Raw genomic sequence first — 22012 nt, 5'->3', positions numbered from 1 at the left:
GTGATAAGGATTCAAAAATTGATACTTTTGGAAAATTATATTGACCGATAAATCCAATAAAAATTAAGTGTAAACTTAAAGATTGAAAGTAATATGGGAGAGAGAAAGAAAAAATCCGCTCAAGCTGAGTTTGTAAAATGGTTTGGTCCTTTGTTAAATGCTTTGAGAGATTTGGGAGGTTCAGGGAAGCCAAAAGAAGTAGTTGAACAAATTGCAAATACTTTAAATATTCCTGATAATCAAAGAGAGGAAGTGATGAAATCAGGTATTTTAAGATTTCATAATCAAGTTGCTTGGGCAAGGCAATATTTAGTTTGGGAAGGACTGTTAGAAGAAGGAAAGAGAGGAGTTTGGACATTATCTGCAAAAGGCCAAATGATTCATTTAAACCTTGAAGAATCGAGAGATATTTTTTTGAAATGGGTTGAGATTCATCAAAAAACAAGAAAGTCCAAAACAGATGATAAACTAATTTCTAGACAGAATGAAGAAGAACCAGAAGAGCTAGAACATGAAATTACACCTACCTTATTAGAAGTATTACAGAGTTTAACTCCAACAGGGTTTGAACACATTTGTAAAAGATTACTTCGTGAGCATGGTTTTGAAAATGTGGTTGTTACCCAAGCGTCCCACGATGGAGGAATTGATGGTTATGGAACTCTAGAATTGAACCCGTTTGTAAGTATCAAAGTTCTTTTCCAATGTAAAAGATATAAAGGAACTGTTTCTAGAGCTCAAGTAGGCGACTTCAGGAATGCAATGATTGGTCGAGCTGAAAAAGGTATTATTTTGACTACAGGAACATTTTCTGAGGATTCCAAAAGGGAGGCGAGTCGTGATGGTGCTCCCCCTATCGAATTAATTGATGGTAAAAAATTAGTTGAACTTTTTGAAAGCGTAGAATTAGGTGTAAAACCAAAAACTGTATATGAAGTGGAATATTCTTTTTTCGAACAATTTATGATATAAAATTGAATGAATTTAAAGGATCAAGTTTTTATTTTCTAGCAGGTATAATATTGAGATTGTTTTTCCAATTATCTCATGTCCAAAATTCTTCCAATTCAGTCATAGTTTCGTCAAAATCATCGGACATTGTAATAGTGCCTCTAAAGATACCCATCTTCCTTTTTCCAGGTTCTACTTTTTGCTTAGTCTCTTCAAAAACAACTTTTACCTGAGCTTTCTCAATATTTTTTGGCAACTCATTCAAAGTGATTTTGCCATTTTCATAAATACCGTCAATTGTGGTTGTCATGATATCAATTGTTTATGAAACAAATTTAATGAAATTATTCAATATCGATTCTGCAAAGACTAAAATCTAACTTTAAATCTTTCGCCCAATTCCTTCAAGCTATCTACCACAGGATCAATCAATGGCAAACCAGAAACCAACCTTTCTGCTCTAAAGTTTCTTTCCTGATCCCCAGGAATTTGCACGGGATTACCATCAATATGTTTGGCCGAACGGAATCTCTCAATCCACTTGTCCATACTTTGTTTAAAATCTTCTTTTGGTCTAAAGCCATCTACACGCATGGCCCCAAGGAAATGCCCAGTACCTTTTCCCACTTGTTCTGCCGCCACGCCTTGAAAACCTGCAGTAGCAAAAGGTGGCACCCATGGGCCGAAATTTGCACCAGAAAGCACACCAGAAAATATATCAACCACTGCTCCCAAACCGTATCCTTTGTGACTTCCATGCTCTCTATCGCCACCTAATGGCAATAGTCCACCGCCTTCTTTTACGGCGTTTGCATTGTCTGTAGGGTTACCATTTTCGTCCTGAACCCAGCCCATTGGTGCATTCAAGCCTTTTCTTTGCAATATTTCCATTTTGCCATAAGCTACGGCCGTAGTGGCAAAGTCTGCCAAAAATGCAGGTTGTTTATCGGCCGGAACAGCCACTGCAATAGGATTTGTACCCAATAATTTTTCTTTTGAAAAGGTAGGCACAACGAGCGGTGCAGCATTGGTCATCGCCCAGCCTATCATATCGTGCTCCAGAGCTTGTGAGGCATGATAACCAGCAATACCAAAATGGTTGGAGTTTTGAACAGAAATCCACCCCGAACCTGCATTTTTCGCTTTTTTGATGGCCAATTTCATTGCGAAAGGTGCTACAACTAATCCAAGTCCTTTGTCTCCATCGATGGTAGCAGTGCTTGGTGTTTCATAAACTATGTTGATATTGGGCTTAGGATTGAGTCTTCCATGGTCAAAAAGCCGAACATAGCCAGCCAAACGAGCCACACCATGAGAATCCACACCATTCAAATCTGCATTAATCAACACATCAGCAGCCAATTTGGCATCTTTGGTGCTGCAGCCTATGGCTTTAAAAATATTTTCTGTAAATTTTCTGACTCTGTTTGGTGCGTACATTCTAACTGTTTGTTTTGGCCTGCAAAATTATTAAAAATAAGGCCTGTATGGGCGATTAGAAAAAAGAATTCTTTGGAAATGAAGTTTTTTGAGGAAAAAAGCGTTAATTCATGTAAATAATCTCAAGTATGAAATTTATAAAAACAGCTTTATTAGTAATAAGTTTATTCTCAGTTGGTTTTGCCCAAAATATAAAAAAAGTAGATGCTAAAATCGATAAAGTTACGGTTTTCTTGCAACAAGCTCAGCTGGAAAAATCTGTAAATACGTCATTGTCAGCGGGTATAACCAAACTCCTAGTGGACGATATTGCGAATAGTATTGACGCCAATAGTATACTGGTAGAAGGCAAAGGTGATTTTACCCTTTTGGCAGTAAAGTATAGTGCTAATCATCTGAATAATAAGGTTTTGGTTTTGCAAGATTCTGTTGTGAAAGTTCAAGCAGACATTGAAAACCTAGAAATGCTTTTTGCTGTGGCTCAAAATGAAGAGAAAATGATCATGGCCAATGCCAATGTTAAAAGTGAAAAGGACGGACTTTTACCGGAGGATTTGAAAGAAATGATTGACTTTTTCAGGGTAAAACTCACTGAAGTAGGAGCAAGGCGTTTACAGATTCAAAGACAAATGCAGCCTTTGAAGGATAAAAAAATACGTTTGGAAAAGCAACTGGCCGAAGTTAGGAACAATTCATTGCCACTTGGCCAAATAGAATTAACTGTTAGTGCCTCCAAAGCCACTCCAGCCAATATTAAACTAAGTTATGTAGCTTATAATGCGGGTTGGAGTCCAAATTATGACCTCCGAGTAAAAGATATTAAAAGTCCTGTTGCGATTGCCTACAAAGCGAGTGTTTATCAAAATACGGGCATCGATTGGAGCAATGTAAAGCTTTCATTGTCAACCTCTAATCCAGCTATTTCAGGTCAAAAAATGGAGCTAAATCCTCAGTTTTTGAGTTTTTATGTAGCTCCGGTAGTTTATCAAAGAAACGTAAAAGCCAACAAAATGGATATGGAGGCTGGGTTTGCTACGGAAGCTCCAGCGGCCATGGCAGATATGGCCACGGCTTCGAGGACAGTTGCTGTGGTAGAAACGGGCATGACGGTCAACTTTGATTTGGGTTCAACTTATACTATTAATTCTGGTGGGCAACCCGAAATGGTGGAGGTACAAACCTACAGTGCCGAAGCAGAATATAAAAGTGTAATAGCCCCTAAGCTTGATTTGAATGCCTACCTTGTAGCTGAACTTAAAAACTGGGAGCAATACAAATTGCTTTCAGGTGAGGCGAATGTGTATTTTGAGAACAAGTTTATTGGTAAAACATTTATCAATGAGCAGGGTGTGGACAATATTTTAAAATTGAGTCTTGGAAAAGATATGAGGATTGTTGGAAAAAGAGAGGAGATAGAGAATTTCAAGGCTAGAAAAACCATTGGCTCAAATGTAAGAGAGAGTTTTGGATATAAGATTTCGGTGCGAAATACTAAATCGGAAACCGTTAAAGTGGTGTTGGAAGATCAAGTGCCTGTTTCGCAAGATTCTGATATCGAGGTAGATGTTGAGGATATTCAAGGAGGAACTGTGGAAGCGAATACAGGAAAAATAACTTGGGTGTTCGAAGTTCCTGCCAGCCAAAGCAAGGAAGTTTTGCTAAAATACACCGTAAAATATCCAAAAGATAAACGAATCAATAACCTGTAAATCTATGGAAGGAAGTTTAGGTAAATTGTTAAATAAGTTTTTGTCTTATTTTGTAAGGGGCTTACTTTTTGTGGCTCCTGTGGGTTTTACGATTTTGATTTTGTACAGTGCTTTTGATTTTGTAGACAGTTTGGTGAGGATAAAATTTAGCTGGGACAATCCCAATCAAGAGTTTTTTGTGCCAGGTTTGGGTTTTTTGATCGTACTTTTTGGCACTGCATTCATTGGTTTTGTTTTCACCAGATTGCTCCCTCAAACCATTCAGAATTGGCTGGAGAATGGGATGAAGCATTTGCCGATTGTTAAGATATTCTACTCGGCTTTCAAAGACCTCATATCGGCATTTGTAGGGGATAAAAAGAAATTTAAAACTGGCGTTCTTGTTACCCTAAACAAAGAGTCCAATATTCGTAAACTTGGTTTTCTGACACAAGATGGGTTGGATGTTTTTGGTTTGCCAGATATGGTAAGTGTTTATTGTCCACATGCTTACGCTTTTTCAGGAGATATGTTTATTGTACCCAAAGAACAGGTCGAAATTTTAACTATTTCGAGTGCGGAGGTTATGAAAATTATTGTTTCTGGTGGCGTATCTTTTTCTGATTCCAACACATGAAAAAACTGATTTTTCTGATTTTATTTATTTCAACTGAAAGTCTTTTTGGTCAAGAACCTCACCAAAAAGAGGCTCTTCAGATAGAAGAACTCTTAGAAAAAAACAACCCCAATCTCTATAAGACTATACAAAGAGGTGGCAACTATTTGGTTTTGGATAATTACAGAAACCAGAAAAGAAGAAGATATTATGTCGAAGATATGCTTGGATTTAGGACCAAAAGCGGACAGTTTTTTCAAGAAGAATTGAGCGATATTGGCGACTCTACCATTACGGTAATGCATTATAATAACGTTGAAAGAAAACTCGAAACTTGGGTTGTTAAGCTCTCTGATATTAAAAAAGTTTATAAAAGAGAAGTCTATAAAGGCATAAAATGGGGCCTAGGTTGGGGAAGTTTAGCTGCTTTTGTACCTATTTTTTACGACTGGGTACAGTTTGGACGATCACCTGCTCAAAACACCGAGGCTCTTATTTTGATTCCAGCTATTCAAGCAGGTAATATCTTAATTGCCAATCGTTCCAAGTTTTTTAACGGTATAAAACTTAATGGTAACAAGCAATTGAAGGTTTTCAAGAGTATCTGAGTCAACAATCCACGCTATTTACTGCCACTGCTAGGCCTCCTTGCGAGGTTTCTTTGTATTTGTGGTTCATGTCTTTAGCGGTTTCCCACATGGTAGCAATCACTTTGTCCAATGGAACCTTTGTTTCCTTCGGGTTAGTGCCAAGGGCGAGCTCAGCGGCCGTAATGGCTTTTAATGCTCCCATAGAATTTCGCTCTATGCACGGTATCTGGACCAATCCTCCTATTGGGTCGCAGGTTAAACCCAAATGATGCTCCATGGCTATTTCGGCAGCTACCAACACTTGTTCGGGTGTTCCGCCTTGAAGTTCGCACAAAGCCCCCGCAGCCATGGCAGATGAAACTCCGATTTCGGCCTGACAGCCGCCCATTGCAGCCGATATGGTAGCTCCTTTTTTGAAGATACTTCCGATCTCACCTGCTACGAACAAGAATCTTTTGATATCCTCGAAGCCGGCCTGGTGATTTTCAATCATCAAATAGTACATCAAAACCGCAGGAATCACACCTGAACTACCATTTGTAGGAGCCGTTACTACTTTTCCCAATGAGGCGTTTACTTCATTTACACTTAAAGCAAAACAACTTACCCATTTCAAGATTTGTCTAAACTTTACCTCAGTGTTCCTTAATTTATGGAGCCAATCGTCTAAACTCAAAACGTTCTCAGGGCCATTAAGATCGGTATAAAATTCATTTGCTCTTCGTTTTACATTTAGTCCTCCAGGTAAAGTGCCTTTTGTAGTACAGCCGAGATACATGCATTCGAGCATGGTTTTCCATATTTTTTCTAACTGCGAATCAACGTATTCGGCATTATTTAGTGCAAGTTCATTTTCATATACCACATCCGATATTTTCTTTAACTTGCAATAAGACAATAATTCAAGTCCATTTTGTACGGGGTATGGAATCGTTTTGGCTGGGATTTCATCAGAATTTTCATTTTCGGTACATATAAATCCGCCTCCTGTAGAATAATAGGTTTCAGTAATTTTCGCACTCGAAGTTGAGGCTGTAAATCGAATGCCATTTGGATGAAATGGTAAAAAATGTTTATGAAAAACGATATTTTCTTCAAAAGAGAAGGGTATTTCTTTTTCAAAGTTTAATTTTAGTTTTCCAGTTGTTTTGACTTCGGAAACAACAAGAGGGATTTTTTGTGGTTCTATTTCTTCTGGTATTTCTCCTGTGAGTCCCATAACCACAGCAATATCTGTAGCATGCCCCTTGCCAGTTAACGAAAGTGAGCCGAATAATTCGACTTTAATGCTTTCAATGGATTTTAAAGGTATTCTAAGGTTTTTCAAAAATCTGTTGGCAGCTTTCCAAGGACCCAATGTATGTGAACTGGATGGCCCAATGCCGACTTTTAACATATCAAATACCGATATTATTTCCATTTGAGATTCTTAGTTTGTTGTCCAAATTTGCACAGTTTTTTGGAAGAAATTACGGTAAAACTATAAAATGTTAAATTATCTTTGCGATTTATAATTTTAATTACATTCAATGCATCGTATTTTAGTAAAAAAACAATCGGGTGGTATAAATGAGAAAATCAGACTGGCTTCTTCAAAAAGTGAAAGTAATAGGGCTTTGATAATCAATGCTTTGTCGGGTTTTGGTGGAGAGTTGCAAAATCTTTCTACCGCCAGAGATACCCAAACCATGATTCGTTTACTAAAATCGGAGGATTCGGTGGCTGATGTTTTGGATGCTGGCACCACCATGCGTTTTTTGACGGCTTATTTTGCGATAACTAATCAAACCAAAACCATGACAGGCACACCCAGAATGTGCGAACGCCCGATAGGTATTTTGGTAGATGCTTTAAGGTCAATAGGTTGTGAAATAGATTATCTTGCAAAAGAAGGATATCCGCCTACCCAATTAAATGGTTTTAAAGAACAAAAAACCAGCGAAATTTCGATAAGAGGTGATGTCAGCAGTCAGTATATTTCTGCTTTGTTGATGATAAGTCCGTTATTGCCAAATGGATTGACCATTAACTTGATGGGCGAAATTGGTTCCATTCCATACATCACCATGACCATAAAACAAATGGAGGCTTTTGGAGTAAAAGTAATGGCGGACTGGGATTCTAAAAAGCTGTCGGTTGATCCTCAAAAGTATCAAGCAACCAGCTATCAAATAGAATCGGACTGGTCAGGTGCGTCCTATTGGTATTCTGTTGTTGCTTTGGCAGAAAATGATGATGTGGAAATAGAGCTGTTGGGTTTGAAAGAGAATTCATTGCAAGGGGATAGTGTCATTGTCAATATTATGTCAGAATTGGGTGTGAAAAGTACATTTACTCCCGATGGGGTTTTGTTGCAAAAAACCAAGGCAAACGATACATTTGAGTGGGACTTTACAGATTGTCCTGATTTGGCCCAAACAGTTGCGGTGGTTTTGGTTGCCAAAAAAATTAAGGGCGTTTTCACTGGTTTGGAAAGTTTGAAAATAAAAGAAACAGATAGAGTGCTAGCCTTGCAGAATGAATTGGCCAAAATAGGAGGGACGCTTGAGGAAGTAGTGGCTAAAACTAGATATGAGGTAAATTCTGGTGGAGGTTGGACAGCAACCCCAACTTTTGAAACCTACGATGACCACCGTATGGCTATGTCTTTTGCTCCGTTAGCTATGATTTCAGATGTTATTATAGAGGAACCCGGCGTAGTGGCGAAATCTTATCCAAGTTATTGGGAGGACTTGGGCAAAATTGTGTCTTTGGAAGAATTGAAATAAATTAATAAGTAAATGAAACAGATTCTATTCGCTCTTTTTTTGTTGATTGGTCATATTTCAATAGCTCAAGTTCAGGTAGCTCCAGATACTTCAAAAGCTCCTAAACCTATGGTTTTGGACAAGAAAACCTACAAAATGGATATACCTAAAGGTTGGAGAATTCAGGATAATTGTCAAGAAAACCTTTGTAGTTTGCTATCACCAACGGATACTTTGAGCTATATTGATAGGTTCGTGGATAACATCAATATCACGGTAGATAAACTCCCAAGTGCTAATTATACGGTGGATAAATACGCTCAGTTTTCTGTCACTTATTTGCCAGGCGTGGTGAAAAACTTCAAAGTAGTAGAAAAAAAGAAGCTGAAACCTAACGTGTATATGGTGACTTACAAAGGTGAAAAGAGCGGCTATGCTCAAACTTGGAGGCAATATTATCATGTCAAAAACGCCAAGGTTTTCATAGTAACTTTCGCCTGCGAAACCGAGAAATATGCTTATTACAAGGATATTGTGGAGCCTTATTTAAATAGTTTTAAGTTGAAATAGGTCAATTTACTTTTTTAAGAAAATCTTCAAAGCTTACTTTTAAACCATTTTCAATTTGAGAGATACCCATCTTAATTTCTGACTTTTCAATTTCGGTTAATTCATTCCAAAAATCTTTTTTGGAAACTTTCTTAGAATTTTGAAATCCCATTTTCGATTCGCAGTTTTCTTTTTGTGAATTCATATCCTAAGTTTTATTATTTTAATTTAAGATTCTAAAAGCATCTTTTATTTCAACAAAAGTTATTCGAAGGCAAAAACACTTACTTATTCATGATAAAAAACACGCTTAACTCTTTCACTTACACCAGTGAGTAACTCATACGGAATAGTTCCGATGGCTGCGGCTAATTCACTGATATGAGGTTTTTTACCAAATATTACGACTTGGTCACCTTCTTTGCAGTTGGCTTCGGTGACATCGATCATTGTCATGTCCATACATACGTTGCCCACTACTGGGCACAATACATTATTAACCAATACCTGACCAACTCCTCTGCTGAAACCTCTGTCATAACCGTCGGCATAACCAATGGCCAATGTGGCGATTTTTGATTCTTTTTCAATAATTCCTCTGCGACTGTAGCCCACGGTTTCACCTTGACCTAAAGTTTTTATCTGGGAAATCGTGGTTTTAAGCGTTCCGACAACCTCCAAGGCATTCGGTTCTATACCCGACGACTCTATCCCGTAAAGTCCTATTCCCAACCGCACCATGTCATATTTTGCTTCGGGAAATCTGATAATTCCGGCTGAGTTACAAATGTGGCGAAGTGGATTGTAGTTTAGTTTTGCAGTAATTTTTGAAGATAAAAGATCAAATTGAGCGATTTGTTTTTTCGAGAAATCTATATGTTCGGCCTCATCAGCTCCAACCAAATGGCTAAAAATAGATGCTATTTCCACGTTTGGTGTTGCTTTAATTTGTTCAACTAATGTCTCCAAATCATCCTCGATAAAACCCAGTCTATGCATTCCAGTATCTAATTTCAAGTGTATTTTTGAAACGGAATTTGGATAAAGATTGGTTTTGAAATGCAAATAAGCCTTTAGAGTTCTTAGGCTATAAATCTCTGGTTCGAGGTCATATTCAAACAGTTTATGGTAGGTTTCAGGATCAGAATTTAAAACCATAATTGGTAATTTTATACCGTTTTGTCTTAAAACTACACCTTCGTCTGGATATGCCACAGACAGATAATCGACCCGATGATACTGCAACCAACTGGCTACTTCCATGCTTCCGCTTCCGTAGGCGAAGGCCTTCACCATCACCATGATTTTGGTTTGGTTGCCTATTTTATTTCGGTAATAGTTAAGATTATGAGTTAAAGAGTCTAGGTTAACTTCGAAGACAGTTCCATGGACCTTCATGACCAGCTTGTTGACGATTTTCTCAAATGCATAGGGTCTGGCTCCTTTTACCAATACTAAAGAGTTAGTCAGATTTTCAAAATTGAACAAACTCAGGAAATCAGAGGTGTTTTCGTAAAAAAAGCTACTTACTTTGGTGGCACCTGAAAAGAACTCTTTATGATCGAAAAACTTAGAACCTATTCCGATTAAAACACTGATATCTTGTGATTTAATTAAATCTCGGAGGCTTTGGAGGAGATCATTTTCCTGCAAGCCAGATTGAAGTATATCACTCACAATCAATACTTTTTGGCGTTTGGTGTGGTGTTGACTCATGAAATTTAGAGCCATTTTTAGACCTCCCAAATCATTGTTGTAAGTATCGTCAATGATGTAATTGTCGTTGTTTCCTTGTTTGAGTTCAAGCCTCATTGCGACTGGGCGAAGCGACTGGAATTTCTCAAAAAATACATCAAGGTTGATTTTTGACTGAGAATTGAGGTACAAACCAGTATAGGCACAATGCACAGCATTTTCTATGGATGCATTGTCAGTAAATGGTATTTCGAAATCGTAGCTTTCGCCTAACCAATTTATCTCTATTAGTGTCCCAGTTTCTGTCAGTTGGGTTTCCACCCAGTTTTCTCCTATTCTATTTCTGGACCAACTAATGAGCTGAATATTAGGATTTACAGCTTTCAGAAGGATAGCCAACTCTTCATTAATTTCCTTATAATCTTTACAATAAACCAAAACTTTAGAAGTCTTGAAAAGCCTCAGTTTTTCTGTTATTTTTTGTTTCAAGCTCCTAAATCCTTCATTGTGGGCAGGGCCAATATTGGTGAAAATGCCGATTTCTGGTTTTATGATGGACTCGAGGTTTTGCATTTCATTTTGCAGAGAAATACCTGCCTCAAAGATGCCCAAATTACTTTTTTCGTTCATTTCCCAAACAGAGAGAGCCACGCCGATTTGAGAGTTGTAACTTCTCGGACTTTTTACGATTTCAAACTCATGTTCGAGTAAAAAATGCAGCCATTCTTTTACAATAGTTTTACCATTGCTTCCGGTTATACCAATTACTGGATATTTGAATTGCTTTCGTTTTTCAGTTGCAAGGTTTTGAAGAGCTTTAATGCTATTCTGAACCACAAAGGCCTTTAAATCCGTTTTTTCTAAGAATTCTTTTAAGACGGAATCACTGTTGACTACGTCTTTTTCAACCACAAATTCTTTTATGCCTTTCTCAAAAAGTTGCTGAATAAACTGATGTCCATTGTGTCTTTCTCCCTTTATGGCGAAGAAAATACTCGACTCAGGGTCAGATAAAAATCGACTGTCCGTTAATAATATTTTGTTGTTGGTGGTTATTTTTTCGCTTAAAATCAACATTGTCTTAAAGAATTTTAATAGTAAAGTTTAGCTTGAAGCTACGGTTTTGAACTTCTCCAGGAGACCTTTATAGGACTCAACTTCCAAGTCTTTCCTCTCAGAATCCCATCCGAGAGCTTCTTCCATAAGTTCGGCCACTGTTTCGATAGACACTATACAGGCGTTCCAGTCTAATATTTCCCAGCGAGTTCTTCTCGCAAAAAAGTCTCTGACGGTTTGTGCCATTTCATACTCGCAAGCATAAATAACTTCGGCTTTAATGAAGGGATAGTCCAAATGTATTTTCGAGAGAAGTTCGGGTCTTTGTTCTATTAAGCTCAGAATTTTTGGAGTTTGATCTCCGTAACTGTTTATAAGGTGCTCAAAACATTCCAAAGGAAAATTTTCGGGCCTTTTAGTTTGAAAAATGGTTTGGCTTCCCAATAATTTGAAATCTTTGGTTTTACAAACATTACTAGAACCTAGGATTTCGCAAATGGCATCGCAAGTATCCTGAGCCATTAGTCTGTAAGTAGTCCATTTCCCACCCAAAAGACTCACCAATCCGGATTCTTCGTCTATTTCCACTTCGTGGTCGCGGAGCAATGTTTTGGTGTCGTTGGGGTTTTTCTTTTTGGCAGAAATCAAAGGCCGTATTCCTCCAAAACCACTTTTTATCTCGTTTTTAGTCGGAATGGCTTTCAAATATCGCTCTGCTGTTTCAAGAAGATAGTCTATTTCCGAGTTGTTCAAAAGTGGCTCTTCGTTGAGGTTGTCGTATTTGGTATCTGTAGTTCCTATCATGATTTCGGACTGAAACGGAATCACAAATACCAGCCTACCATCATTGGTTTTAGGTATCAAAAGTGCCTTTTCGCCATTAAAATATTTTTTTGGAATTACTATGTGAACGCCTTTAGAGGGTTTTATTCTGGCTTGCTCGGCAGGGTTGGCTAAAAGTCGAAGGTGATCGGCAAAGGGACCGGTACAGTTAACAAAAACTTTACTTTTTATTTCAAATGTCTCTCCGTTAAGCGTGTTTTTGAGTGTCGCTGCTATTATTTTGTTTGAATTATCTTTTTTGAAATCAGTAAGTGCTATATAATTGGCTGTCGCTACACCCTGTTGATGTGCGGTTTGCGAAAGTGCCAAGGCAAATCTTGCATCGTCGAGTTGCCCATCAAAATACATGACCGCACTGTGGGCTTTTTGGGTAATATCCGGGCTACCCAGAATCATTTCCTTTTTTGAAAGCCATCTAGCTGCTGGTAATTGATCATTTTTCGCAAACCAACCATACATTTTTAGTCCGATGGTGTAATACAAACCTTCAATAAGGCTAAAAACTGGGGTTATTATGCCTAAGGGGCGAGACAAATGAGAGCCATTAGAAAGTAGATATTTCCTTTCGGCCAGGCCATGCTTTACCTGTTTCAGCTGCCCGAAATCAAGGTTTTTAAAGGCTTGCTCTAGATACCTTACGCCGCCATGAATCAGTTTGGTAGATTTAGAAGAAGTTTCACAGCTGAAATCGCCTTTATCTATGAGAGCAACTTTAAGGCCTCGAAGGGCTGCATCTAGAGCAACTCCTGCACCGCTGGCTCCTGCACCAATTACACAAACATCGAAATGTTCCGTTTTGATTCTTTCTAAATTCTCATTTCTGTTCATTTAAGCTATTTTGTGAACGCCCTCGCTCAAGTTTGCAGTATATATTTCAGGTATTATTCCAAATTTATGCTGATAAGCCGAAGTTATTTTTTCTTTAAAATCTGCTTCAGCTTCTTTTTTGATAAGATTTAGCGTACAACCTCCAAAGCCTCCTCCCATCATTCTACTTCCTAAAACGCCCTCTATTTTAAGAGCTTCACTGGCCAAAAAATCCAGTTCTTTGCAACTCACTTCATACATTTTACTCAGTCCTTCGTGTGTTTGGTTCATGATTTCTCCCAACTTCTCAAAATCATGCTGCTTTAACGCTTCTGATGCTAACATCACCCGTTCTTTTTCATCTAAAATATACTTGCATCTGTTGTAGGTAATTGGGTCAATCTCAGCCTTTATCTGCTCCAACTGCTCAAAATTGGCATCTCTAAGGGTGTTTATCTTTCCAAACTCTTTATTCAATACTTCAACTCCTTTTTGGCATTGATTTCTTCTCACATTGTATTCAGTATCGGCAAGATTGTGTTTTACTGCACTGTTTACCAAAATAAATGTATGTTTTTCGAAATCTGCCGGGATATAATCGTGTGTTAAGCTCTCACAATCTAGTCTAATTACCTGGTTCTTTCTTGAAAAAAGGGAAGCGTACATGTCCATAATTCCGCATTTTACGCCAACATAATTATGCTCGGTAGCTTGTGCGATTTTAGCCAATTGTAATAAATCAAGGTTGAAACCGAAAATCTCATTCAATCCAAAACTAATTCCTGCTTCTACAGCGGCCGAGGAGGAAAGGCCTGCACCGTTCGGTATATCTCCTCCAAAACAGATATTTACCCCATTGTCAAAAGTAAAACCTAGTTTTTTTATTTCTAAAATAACCCCAATGAGATGATTCGACCAATCTTTAGTTTTGGACTCAAGTTGGTTGATGTCCTCGGCTTCATAGTAGTTTTCAAGGTCAAGAGCCGATATGCATATTTTGGAATCTTCTCTTTTTCCTATACTAAAATATATGGCTTTATCTATGGCAGAGGGCATCACAAAGCCATTGTTATAGTCGGTATGTTCGCCAAGAATATTGATTCTGCCAGGAGCTTTAATTTTTATATCAGAATTTTTTCCAAATAATGAAACGTAGCTTTCCTCTATTTTTTTTGAAATGTCCAATGATATCGTTTTTGACTAATTTAAACTAAATACAAATTTTGCTAAAAAAGAAATAGCGTACATTATGTCCTTTGAAGTTTTTGTGTAAAAAGACAGAATTGGGTTGAATTATTTGAAAATGAATACGGTTTACGAATGTGATTGAATGATTATGGATTTATGTTCCAAAATCTATTCTTTAACTATATAAACAGAAATATGTTAACGGCAATTTTCAAATCCTGACTTAAATCATAATTATCAGGTTCATTAATCATGTTTTGAGGGTAGCCTAGCTTCTAATTTTGATGCGTTAAAAAGTTTACAAATCAAATTAACAGCTATGCGTTTATTTACCAAACCACTATTAAGCTCTGACAGCTCAGATTCATCGGGTGCATTAGAAGGTTTTTACTACGACAACAAAATAGTAAAAGCTTTTATCATTGTTACTGTAATATTTGGGGTTGTCGGTATGCTTGCCGGCCTTACAGCCGCTTTGCAGTTATTCTGGCCCGCTGCAAACTTGAATCTCCCATATACGACATTCGGAAGATTGAGGCCACTACATACCAATGCTATCATTTTTGCTTTCGTCGGCAACGGAATGTTTGCAGGGGTATACTATTCAACACAAAGACTTCTGAAAGGACCAATGTTGAGCCCAATCCTTAGCTGGATTCATTTTTGGGGTTGGCAATTGATTATTGTGGCTGCTGCGGTTTCGTTGCCATTAGGTATAACTACCGGTAAAGAATATGCTGAGTTAGAATGGCCGGTGGATATTGCTATAACCTTGGTTTGGGTGGTTTTTGCTATTAACTTCATTGGGGCTATTATTAAAAGAAGAGAGAGACACATGTATGTGGCTATTTGGTTTTATATAGCTACCATCGTTACAATTGCCATGTTGCATATTGTCAACTCTTTGGCTCTTCCAGTTACATTGTTTAAAAGTTACACATTGTTCGCTGGTGTTCAAGATGCCCTTGTGCAATGGTGGTATGGACACAATGCGGTGGCATTTTTCCTTACTACACCTATTCTAGGTTTGATGTATTATTTCTTGCCGAAAGCAGCAAACAGACCCGTTTATTCCTATAAACTATCTATCATTCACTTCTGGTCTTTGATTTTCTTGTATATCTGGGCTGGCCCTCACCATTTGTTATATACTTCCTTGCCTGATTGGGCACAAAGCTTAGGCACTGTGTTCTCGGTTATGCTTATAGCTCCATCGTGGGGTGGTATGCTCAACGGCCTCCTTACACTTAGAGGTGCTTGGGATAGAGTAAGAGAAAATCCAGTGTTGAAATTCTTCGTGGTGGCGGTAACTGCTTATGGTATGTCTACTTTCGAAGGACCAATGCTTTCTCTTAAAAACGTAAACGCAATATCACACTATACTGACTGGACCATCGCTCACGTGCACATTGGTGGCCTTGGCTGGAATGGTTTCATGACTTTTGGTATGTTTTATTATTTAGTGCCAAAAATGTGGAGAACCAATCTGTACTCTGTCAAATTGGCTAATATCCACTTCTGGTTGGGTACTTTGGGTATTATATTCTATGCTTTACCACTTTATTGGGCTGGATTTACACAAAGTTTGATGTGGAAAGAATTTACAAAAGATGGTTTCTTGGCTTATCCAAACTTCCTTGAAACAGTTACTCAAATATTACCAATGTACATGGCAAGAGCCTTTGGAGGTACATTATACCTGGCAGGTACTTTGGTAATGGTTTATAACTTAATGAAAACTGCTGGAACCGGTGAGTTCTTGGCCCATGAATATGATGAGGCCCCAGCGTTGAATCATAAACTAAAAGTCGGCGGTGCTTTGCATACTATTTTGGAGCGTAAACCTATATTATTTACAGTATTGTCTTTTGTGGCTGTATTGATTGGTGGTGTCGTGGAGTTTGTTCCTACTTGGTTGATTGATTCTAACATTCCGACTATCGCCAGTGTGAAACCTTACACCCCGCTTGAGCTTGAAGGAAGAGATATTTATGTTAGAGAAGGATGTTACAACTGTCACTCTCAGATGATTAGGCCTTTTAGGTCAGAGACAGAACGTTATGGCGAGTACTCTAAATCAGGTGAGTTTGTTTATGATCACCCTTTCCAATGGGGTTCAAAACGTACTGGTCCAGATTTGCACCGTGAAGGTGGAAAATACCCTGACTCATGGCACTATAACCACATGTTGGAGCCAACTTCTATGTCACCCGGTTCTATTATGCCTGCATACCCTTGGTTATTTGACGATGAGTTAAATACAACCAATACCGCCACCAAAATCAGTACCATGCGTACTTTGGGTGTACCTTATGAAGAAGGTTACGAAGACCAAGCAGTGGCTGACCTCAACGAGCAAGCGGAGGGAATCTCTAAAAACTTAGCCGATGCTAAAATCAAGGTCAGCAAGGACAAAGAGATTATTGCTCTTATAGCCTACCTACAAAGAATGGGTACAGATATCAAAAATGAAGCTACGGCATTAAAATAATAACAAAACGCACTCACAGCCTCAAAAACTGTGAGTGCTAAATAAAAAATATTATGATAAAGAACTCACTTGCCTCTATTTCTGATGTGGCCATTTACCCCATCATTTCGCTTACCATTTTCGTGTCATTTTTTGTATTGCTTGGTTACATGGTTTTCAGAGCCGACAAAAAATATATTAAGCACATGGAGGAAATGCCACTCACCGACGAAGTTTATCAAAAGGATTAAAAATATTGTAAATCAAATAAATTATGGACTTATCATTTAAAACAGGAGAAGAGTTGTTCCAGTTTATTTTGCTGGGAGTTCTTCTCATATTCACAGTGATTCTGTTTATAGTAGTTATGAATATTTTCATGCTATTAAAAAAACTCAATCTTGGAGCAAGCGGCTCAGCAGCGGATGAGGCCGTTGAGGAAACAAGCTTTTGGAAAAGTTTGACCAACGCCGTGCCAATCGCAAAAGAAGAAACGGTAATGTTGGATCACAATTATGACGGCATTCGGGAACTTGACAATCACCTACCACCTTGGTGGCTAGGCCTACTATACGGCACTATTGTTTTTGCAATAGTTTACCTGCTCAATTATCACGTATGGCATTGGAGTCCATCACAGGAGCAAGAATATACCCTTGCCATAGATGAAGGCAAAAAAGAGGTAGAAGCCTACCAAGCAAAATTAGGAGAAAGTATTGATGAGAAATCAGTAAAAGTATTGGCAGATGCTAAAACGCTTGAAAATGGTAAAACTATTTATACCGAAAAATGTGTGGCTTGTCACGGTGCTGCAGGTGAAGGTGGAGTAGGGCCTAACCTTACTGACGAATATTGGCTACATGGTGGTACTATTAATGATGTTTTTGGTGTCATTAAAAACGGTGTCCCTGAAAAAGGAATGATTTCATGGAAAGCTACCCTAAAACCAGGTCAGATTCAAGAGGTTTCAAACTATATAATGACATTGAAAGGTACAAATCCTGCAAATCCTAAAGCACCTCAAGGTGATAAAGTAGGAGATGTGGCAGCCGCAACTACCGGTGCAGATTCAACTCAAACTAAATAATAGCTGCGTGCAGCAAAAAAACGAAAAAGACTTATTTCTTGATTCGTCAGGAAATAAGTCAATTTCAAAATTCGATTGGAATAAAATATAAAAAATAATCATGGAAAACATCGATGATATTTACAGCTATGTGGATAGCGAACAAGACGAATTTAGAAATACTCTTGCCACAGTAGACAAAGAAGGTAAAAGGATTTGGCTATACCCGAAAATGCCCAAAGGGGCTTTCTTCAATAAACGCATAATTGCCACAATCGTATTTTTGGCAGTATTTTTATCTGCTCCATTTATCAAAATAAACGGCCTTCCGCTTATTATGATGAATATTTTTGAAAGGAAATTTGCCATCTTCGGTCAGCTTTTCCTACCTCAGGATTTTATCATATTTGGTTTAGGAATGATCACTTTCGTGGTTTTTATCATCCTGTTTACAGTTACTTATGGTCGAATTTGGTGTGGATGGTTATGTCCTCAAACAGTCTTTATGGAAATGATTTTCCGCCCGATAGAAGTTTGGTTAGAAGGGGAAGGCCGCACACAAAAGAAATTTGACGAGGCTCCGTGGGACTTTAACAAAGCTTGGAGAAAAACACTCAAGCATGTAATTTACATAACTTTTTCTATCATTATTGCTCATTTTACAATGGCTTACTTGGTGGGAATTGAAGGAGTTAAAGAAATTGTTACCAAACCCCCAACAGAAAATCTGTCGGGTTTTATTGGCCTAGTGGTCTTTACAGGTTTGTTCTATTTTGTTTTTGCAAAACTTCGTGAGCAAGTTTGTGTAGCTATCTGCCCTTATGGCCGTTTGCAAGGTGTATTGGTTACTAAAGACACCATGACCATCATTTATGATGAAGTCAGAGGGGAACCAAGAGCCAGAATTTCGAAAAAAGAAGTACAAACCGAGACCAAAAAGGGTGATTGTATTGACTGTGGACTATGTGTTCAGGTTTGTCCAACGGGTATCGATATTCGAAACGGTATTCAGCTTGAATGTGTCAATTGTACTGCATGTATTGACGTTTGCGATGAGGTAATGGTGAAAGTCGATCGTCCAAAAGGACTGATAAGGTATGCCTCGGTGGATACCATCAAAAACAACGTTCCGTTTAAGTTTACTATCAGAACTTTGGCCTATACCTTGGTTTTGGTGGCATTGGTTGCTGTGGTTGGTGTTTTGTTGGTCAATAGAAGTTCTGTGGAAACAACGCTCATGCGTGTACCTGGACAGCTTTATCAAGAAAACGGCGACAAAATTACGAATTTGTACAATGCACAAATGGTAAACAAAACCAATACTGACAAGGTACTGAATATTACCATCAAAGAGCAGGGTGCTACATTGAAGTTTATTGGGCAAAATCCAATAAAAATAAAGGCCGGCTCAAAAGCCGAAGTGGTGTTTTTTGTGGAATTTCCAAAAGACAAAATCACCCAAAGGTCAACTCCAATCAAGATTCAGGTCATGGAAAATGACAAACAACTGGAGGAAGCCAAAACCAATTTTCAAGGACCTAATTGATTAACAATTTAAATTTTTAAAGCTATGAACTGGGGACACAAAATCGGACTCGTTTATGTAGGATTCGTTGTATTTATGCTCACATTGGTGGTTTTGTGCATAAAACAGAAGGATATTTTTTTGGTGACGGAAAACTATTACAGCGACGAACTGGCGTATGAAACTCGAATTCAGAAAGTAAAAAATGCCAATGCATTGGGCAAAGATTTGCAAATTTTGGTAAAAGATGACGTAGATAGCGTTTACTTGGACTTGACAAAACAATCTATTGGCTCCACCGGATCGGTGGTTTTTTATAGACCTTCTAGTGAAAAAATGGACTATAAAATTCCGATGAATTTAGACTATAATGGTCAGCAAAGAATATACACAGGCAAATTAGCTGGCGGACTTTGGACGGTAAAATTGGAGTGGGAAAAAGCTGGGCAGCAATATTATAAAGAGGAAAAAATTCAATTATAAGCCATGCTTTGGTCAGCTTTTTTGTTGGGTTTGGTAGGTAGTTTGCATTGCGTTGGCATGTGCGGACCACTTACTTTATTGTTGCCCAATGATGGTCAGTTTTCTTCGAAATTCGTCTTTGGGAGAATTTCTTATAACCTAGGCAGGGTTGTTACTTATTCATTTTTGGGTGCTACGGCAGGTTTTTTTGGTGAAAAAGTAAGTTTTTTCATTAGTCAAAAAACGCTTTCCATAGCTTTCGGAATTTTGGTGTTGGCCTATGTGCTTTTGCCTTATGCTTTTAAAAACAAAATTTCCAGCCCAAATATACTTTATCGTTTTTCTAGTTTGTTGAAAGGTATTTTTGCAAAGTTATTTAAAAGCAAGTCTTTTCTCGCTCAGTTTTCTTTTGGATTGGTAAATGGACTTCTACCCTGTGGAATGGTTTATGTGGCTTTAGCTGGGGCTTTTTTGGCAACCAATTGGTCAGATGCAGCCCTTACTATGATGCTATTTGGTTTGGGAACAATTCCGCTTATGTTGCCGATAAGTTTGGGAATGAGCCAAATCAGGAGGGTTTTAGGATCTCATTTCAAAACAATAATTACCTATACTTATGTTATTCTCGGTGCTTGGCTTATTTTTAGAGGCATGAATTACGATGTCCAAAGTCTTTATACAGCTCCAGGACAAGAACTAAGCACAGAATGTGTGACAGTTCATTAAAACAAAAAAGGAGCTTTCGGCTCCTTTTTTGTTTCCATGTCTTTTGATTGTTAAATCGTTGCAGCAGTATCTCTTGGAGTAGTTACTGGAGCAGGAATTACTTCCGCCGGGGCTACTGGTTCAATTTTTTTAGGCAAAAACAACACATCGATAATGAAATATTTGGTGTCACCATTCCAAGGGAATTTTACAAATTTTTCATGATAAACCAATGTTATCCTTTCTCCTGTAGATAAGGCAGTCTTGAGTTTAGCTACCACGGAGTCTTCTTTTGCTGAAAATTCCCAATATCTTGGGGTAAGTGTACCGGTTTCTCCAGAGTATCCTCCTTCATTTAATACACCTTCATTGGTTTTAAAAATATAGCCCCTTTCGCTTAGTTTTGAAATTGTACCGGCTCTTTCGCCTGACGAGAAATAACCAGTGCTGATATACCAGCCCACTAAGGCCAAAATTAATAGTACGATGATGAGAATTAATTTTTTCACTTGTTTTGATTTATTTTTTTACAAAACAATGAAAAAAAAAGCGGATTTTCCAATTATTGGTAGGTTTTAATTCCAGTTGGCTTTGTTTCCAAGTGAACAATAATTAACATTTTCAATCTCGTTCTTTTCGTTCATTACAAAAGCAATGATTTTGCAGTTCGCAAGGTTTATTTCCTTGTTTGTAATCTTGTACTTAAACAACTTATTATAAACCGTCAGTTTTTTGCTCGCAGCTTCAGGAATTGCATGTCCTCCTACATGTGGAGCTATTACTCCTCTCGCCACGTTGTAGTGTTTGATGTCTTCTATCAATGCGGGTAGGGTATAGGCCTTATATTTAATGAATTGTGGCATCCCACGGGCATAGTTTATCTGAGGGTATTTTTCAACTTTATCCTCGACCAAGTAAATCCCGATACCATATTTTTCCGAAGCTCCAGCTTTGTTGAATTTTGTTTTTGTTAATATCACTACTTCATCTCCAACAATTTTGGTGTCGAGAGCTATTCCGATATCTGTCTTCGGATTTGACAAAATCGCAGTTGTATTCTTTTCCCAATCAGGTTCACCAATGATAAATGTGCTTCCGTTGATATTTTTCTTGCGGTTTATCATGCCCGAAGGCCAGGCTGGGTGTCCGTAAATATTTTTTAAAGGCACATATATTTCGTCCAAAAGGGTGAGTTTATCGTTGTAATGAATTTCCACACCTACAATGTTGGGGTTTATGGCTAATCGCTCCAAGGTTTCTTTTGAGAGTGGACACCATCCACACCAGGTACCAGAATGCTCTTCAATTAATATTTTTTGTGTAAAATCTGCGGGTATGTCATTGCTTAAGGTGCTGTTAAAGTCGTACTTGCAACTACAATCTTCTTTTTTAGCAGTTGATTTATAGTTAGTTGCCATTTGGTCGGTACAGCCAATATTGGGGTCGGTACTTGTCTGATTCTCCGTTGGAACAATTGGTTCAGTGGAGGTTTCTTTACAAGAAAATAATAGGATGGCAAGAAAAAGTAAACATAACTGCTTCATAGTTAATATTTCACGCAAAAATTATGCCGACAGTTTTACAAATTGTATGAATGAGCCATTTTAGAATTTT

Annotated in this window: 21 protein-coding genes; 12 read left to right on the top strand and 9 right to left on the bottom strand. The window is 38.0% G+C overall.

Going from position 1 to position 22012, the window contains the following annotated elements:
* Positions 1-93: 93 nt before the first annotated feature.
* Positions 94-972: a restriction endonuclease gene (locus tag EGI31_RS01635; protein ID WP_255035382.1), complete on the top strand. Its 879-nt coding sequence runs from the start codon at positions 94-96 to the stop codon at positions 970-972.
* A 73-nt stretch (positions 973-1045) separates the two neighbouring features.
* On the opposite strand, the gene EGI31_RS01630 is transcribed toward EGI31_RS01635, so the two are convergent.
* Together EGI31_RS01630 and EGI31_RS01625 are read right to left on the bottom strand one after the other, a co-directional pair.
* Complete coding sequence (locus EGI31_RS01630; protein WP_255035381.1) at positions 1046-1261, bottom strand: DUF2281 domain-containing protein; 216 nt, start codon at positions 1259-1261, stop codon at positions 1046-1048.
* Between the two features lie 59 nt (positions 1262-1320).
* A complete protein-coding gene (locus EGI31_RS01625; RefSeq protein ID WP_255035380.1) occupies positions 1321-2391 on the bottom strand; it encodes an Ldh family oxidoreductase in 1071 nt (356 codons plus the stop codon).
* 128 nt (positions 2392-2519) lie between these two features.
* Between EGI31_RS01625 and EGI31_RS01620 the strand changes: the two genes are divergently transcribed.
* The 3 genes from EGI31_RS01620 to EGI31_RS01610 are packed head-to-tail and all read left to right on the top strand — an operon-like array spanning position 2520 to position 5303.
* A complete protein-coding gene (locus tag EGI31_RS01620) occupies positions 2520-4100 on the top strand; it encodes a DUF4139 domain-containing protein (RefSeq protein WP_255035379.1) in 1581 nt (526 codons plus the stop codon).
* Positions 4101-4104: 4 nt separating this feature from the next.
* Complete coding sequence (locus EGI31_RS01615) at positions 4105-4716, top strand: DUF502 domain-containing protein (RefSeq protein ID WP_255035378.1); 612 nt, start codon at positions 4105-4107, stop codon at positions 4714-4716.
* Positions 4713-5303, top strand: coding sequence for a hypothetical protein (locus EGI31_RS01610; protein ID WP_255035377.1), 591 nt, complete (start codon positions 4713-4715; stop codon positions 5301-5303). The genes EGI31_RS01615 and EGI31_RS01610 overlap by 4 nt, the downstream gene beginning before the upstream one ends.
* Before the next feature lies 1 nt (position 5304).
* Here the strand turns inward: EGI31_RS01610 and EGI31_RS01605 are convergent, their stop codons facing one another.
* The gene (locus tag EGI31_RS01605) at positions 5305-6705 is read right to left on the bottom strand and encodes an L-serine ammonia-lyase (RefSeq protein WP_255035376.1); all 1401 of its coding nucleotides are present in this window, start codon (positions 6703-6705) and stop codon (positions 5305-5307) included.
* Positions 6706-6814: 109 nt separating this feature from the next.
* On the opposite strand from EGI31_RS01605, the gene EGI31_RS01600 reads away from it, so the two are divergent.
* Both EGI31_RS01600 and EGI31_RS01595 read left to right on the top strand, forming a co-directional pair.
* Positions 6815-8053, top strand: a complete 1239-nt coding sequence (locus EGI31_RS01600; RefSeq protein ID WP_255035375.1) for a 3-phosphoshikimate 1-carboxyvinyltransferase — start codon at positions 6815-6817, stop codon at positions 8051-8053.
* A 12-nt stretch (positions 8054-8065) separates the two neighbouring features.
* Positions 8066-8602 (top strand): hypothetical protein, encoded by a 537-nt coding sequence (locus EGI31_RS01595; protein WP_255035374.1) that lies wholly within the window; start codon positions 8066-8068, stop codon positions 8600-8602.
* 1 nt (position 8603) lies between these two features.
* Here the strand turns inward: EGI31_RS01595 and EGI31_RS01590 are convergent, their stop codons facing one another.
* The 4 genes from EGI31_RS01590 to galK form a co-directional block, all read right to left on the bottom strand.
* Positions 8604-8786 carry a hypothetical protein gene (locus tag EGI31_RS01590; RefSeq protein ID WP_255035373.1) on the bottom strand — a complete coding sequence of 61 codons (183 nt, stop codon included), beginning with the start codon at positions 8784-8786 and terminating at the stop codon, positions 8604-8606.
* An 83-nt stretch (positions 8787-8869) separates the two neighbouring features.
* Positions 8870-11353: a bifunctional UDP-N-acetylmuramoyl-tripeptide:D-alanyl-D-alanine ligase/alanine racemase gene (locus EGI31_RS01585; protein WP_255035372.1), complete on the bottom strand. Its 2484-nt coding sequence runs from the start codon at positions 11351-11353 to the stop codon at positions 8870-8872.
* A 27-nt stretch (positions 11354-11380) separates the two neighbouring features.
* Positions 11381-13003, bottom strand: a complete 1623-nt coding sequence (locus EGI31_RS01580) for a glycerol-3-phosphate dehydrogenase/oxidase (RefSeq protein WP_255035371.1) — start codon at positions 13001-13003, stop codon at positions 11381-11383.
* The gene (gene galK, locus EGI31_RS01575; RefSeq protein WP_255035370.1) at positions 13004-14167 is read right to left on the bottom strand and encodes a galactokinase; all 1164 of its coding nucleotides are present in this window, start codon (positions 14165-14167) and stop codon (positions 13004-13006) included. It abuts the gene before it with no gap.
* Positions 14168-14489: 322 nt separating this feature from the next.
* Here galK and ccoN point away from each other — a divergent pair, with 322 nt between their 5' ends.
* From ccoN to EGI31_RS01545, 6 genes are all read left to right on the top strand, one after another.
* Positions 14490-16661, top strand: a complete 2172-nt coding sequence (ccoN, locus tag EGI31_RS01570) for a cytochrome-c oxidase, cbb3-type subunit I (RefSeq protein WP_255035369.1) — start codon at positions 14490-14492, stop codon at positions 16659-16661.
* Between the two features lie 53 nt (positions 16662-16714).
* Positions 16715-16891, top strand: a complete 177-nt coding sequence (locus tag EGI31_RS01565) for a CcoQ/FixQ family Cbb3-type cytochrome c oxidase assembly chaperone (protein ID WP_255035368.1) — start codon at positions 16715-16717, stop codon at positions 16889-16891.
* 23 nt (positions 16892-16914) lie between these two features.
* On the top strand, positions 16915-17727 hold the full coding sequence (locus EGI31_RS01560; RefSeq protein ID WP_255035367.1) for a cbb3-type cytochrome c oxidase N-terminal domain-containing protein: 813 nt from the start codon (positions 16915-16917) through the stop codon (positions 17725-17727).
* A 100-nt stretch (positions 17728-17827) separates the two neighbouring features.
* Positions 17828-19252 carry a cytochrome c oxidase accessory protein CcoG gene (ccoG, locus tag EGI31_RS01555; protein ID WP_255035366.1) on the top strand — a complete coding sequence of 475 codons (1425 nt, stop codon included), beginning with the start codon at positions 17828-17830 and terminating at the stop codon, positions 19250-19252.
* Positions 19253-19276: 24 nt separating this feature from the next.
* Positions 19277-19714 carry a FixH family protein gene (locus tag EGI31_RS01550; protein WP_255035365.1) on the top strand — a complete coding sequence of 146 codons (438 nt, stop codon included), beginning with the start codon at positions 19277-19279 and terminating at the stop codon, positions 19712-19714.
* A 3-nt stretch (positions 19715-19717) separates the two neighbouring features.
* The gene (locus EGI31_RS01545; protein WP_255035364.1) at positions 19718-20419 is read left to right on the top strand and encodes a sulfite exporter TauE/SafE family protein; all 702 of its coding nucleotides are present in this window, start codon (positions 19718-19720) and stop codon (positions 20417-20419) included.
* Positions 20420-20469: 50 nt separating this feature from the next.
* On the opposite strand, the gene EGI31_RS01540 is transcribed toward EGI31_RS01545, so the two are convergent.
* A complete protein-coding gene (locus EGI31_RS01540) occupies positions 20470-20907 on the bottom strand; it encodes a hypothetical protein (RefSeq protein ID WP_255035363.1) in 438 nt (145 codons plus the stop codon).
* A 66-nt stretch (positions 20908-20973) separates the two neighbouring features.
* Entirely contained in the window at positions 20974-21942 is a 969-nt protein-coding gene (locus tag EGI31_RS01535) for an Omp28-related outer membrane protein (RefSeq protein WP_255035362.1), read from the bottom strand.
* Positions 21943-22012 lie beyond the last annotated feature (70 nt).

The organism is Lacihabitans soyangensis (assembly GCF_024343775.1).
Classification (GTDB): domain Bacteria; phylum Bacteroidota; class Bacteroidia; order Cytophagales; family Spirosomataceae; genus Leadbetterella; species Leadbetterella soyangensis.
The sequence above is the reverse complement of the archived record's forward strand: the minus strand, read 5'-3'. Positions and strand labels throughout refer to the sequence as shown.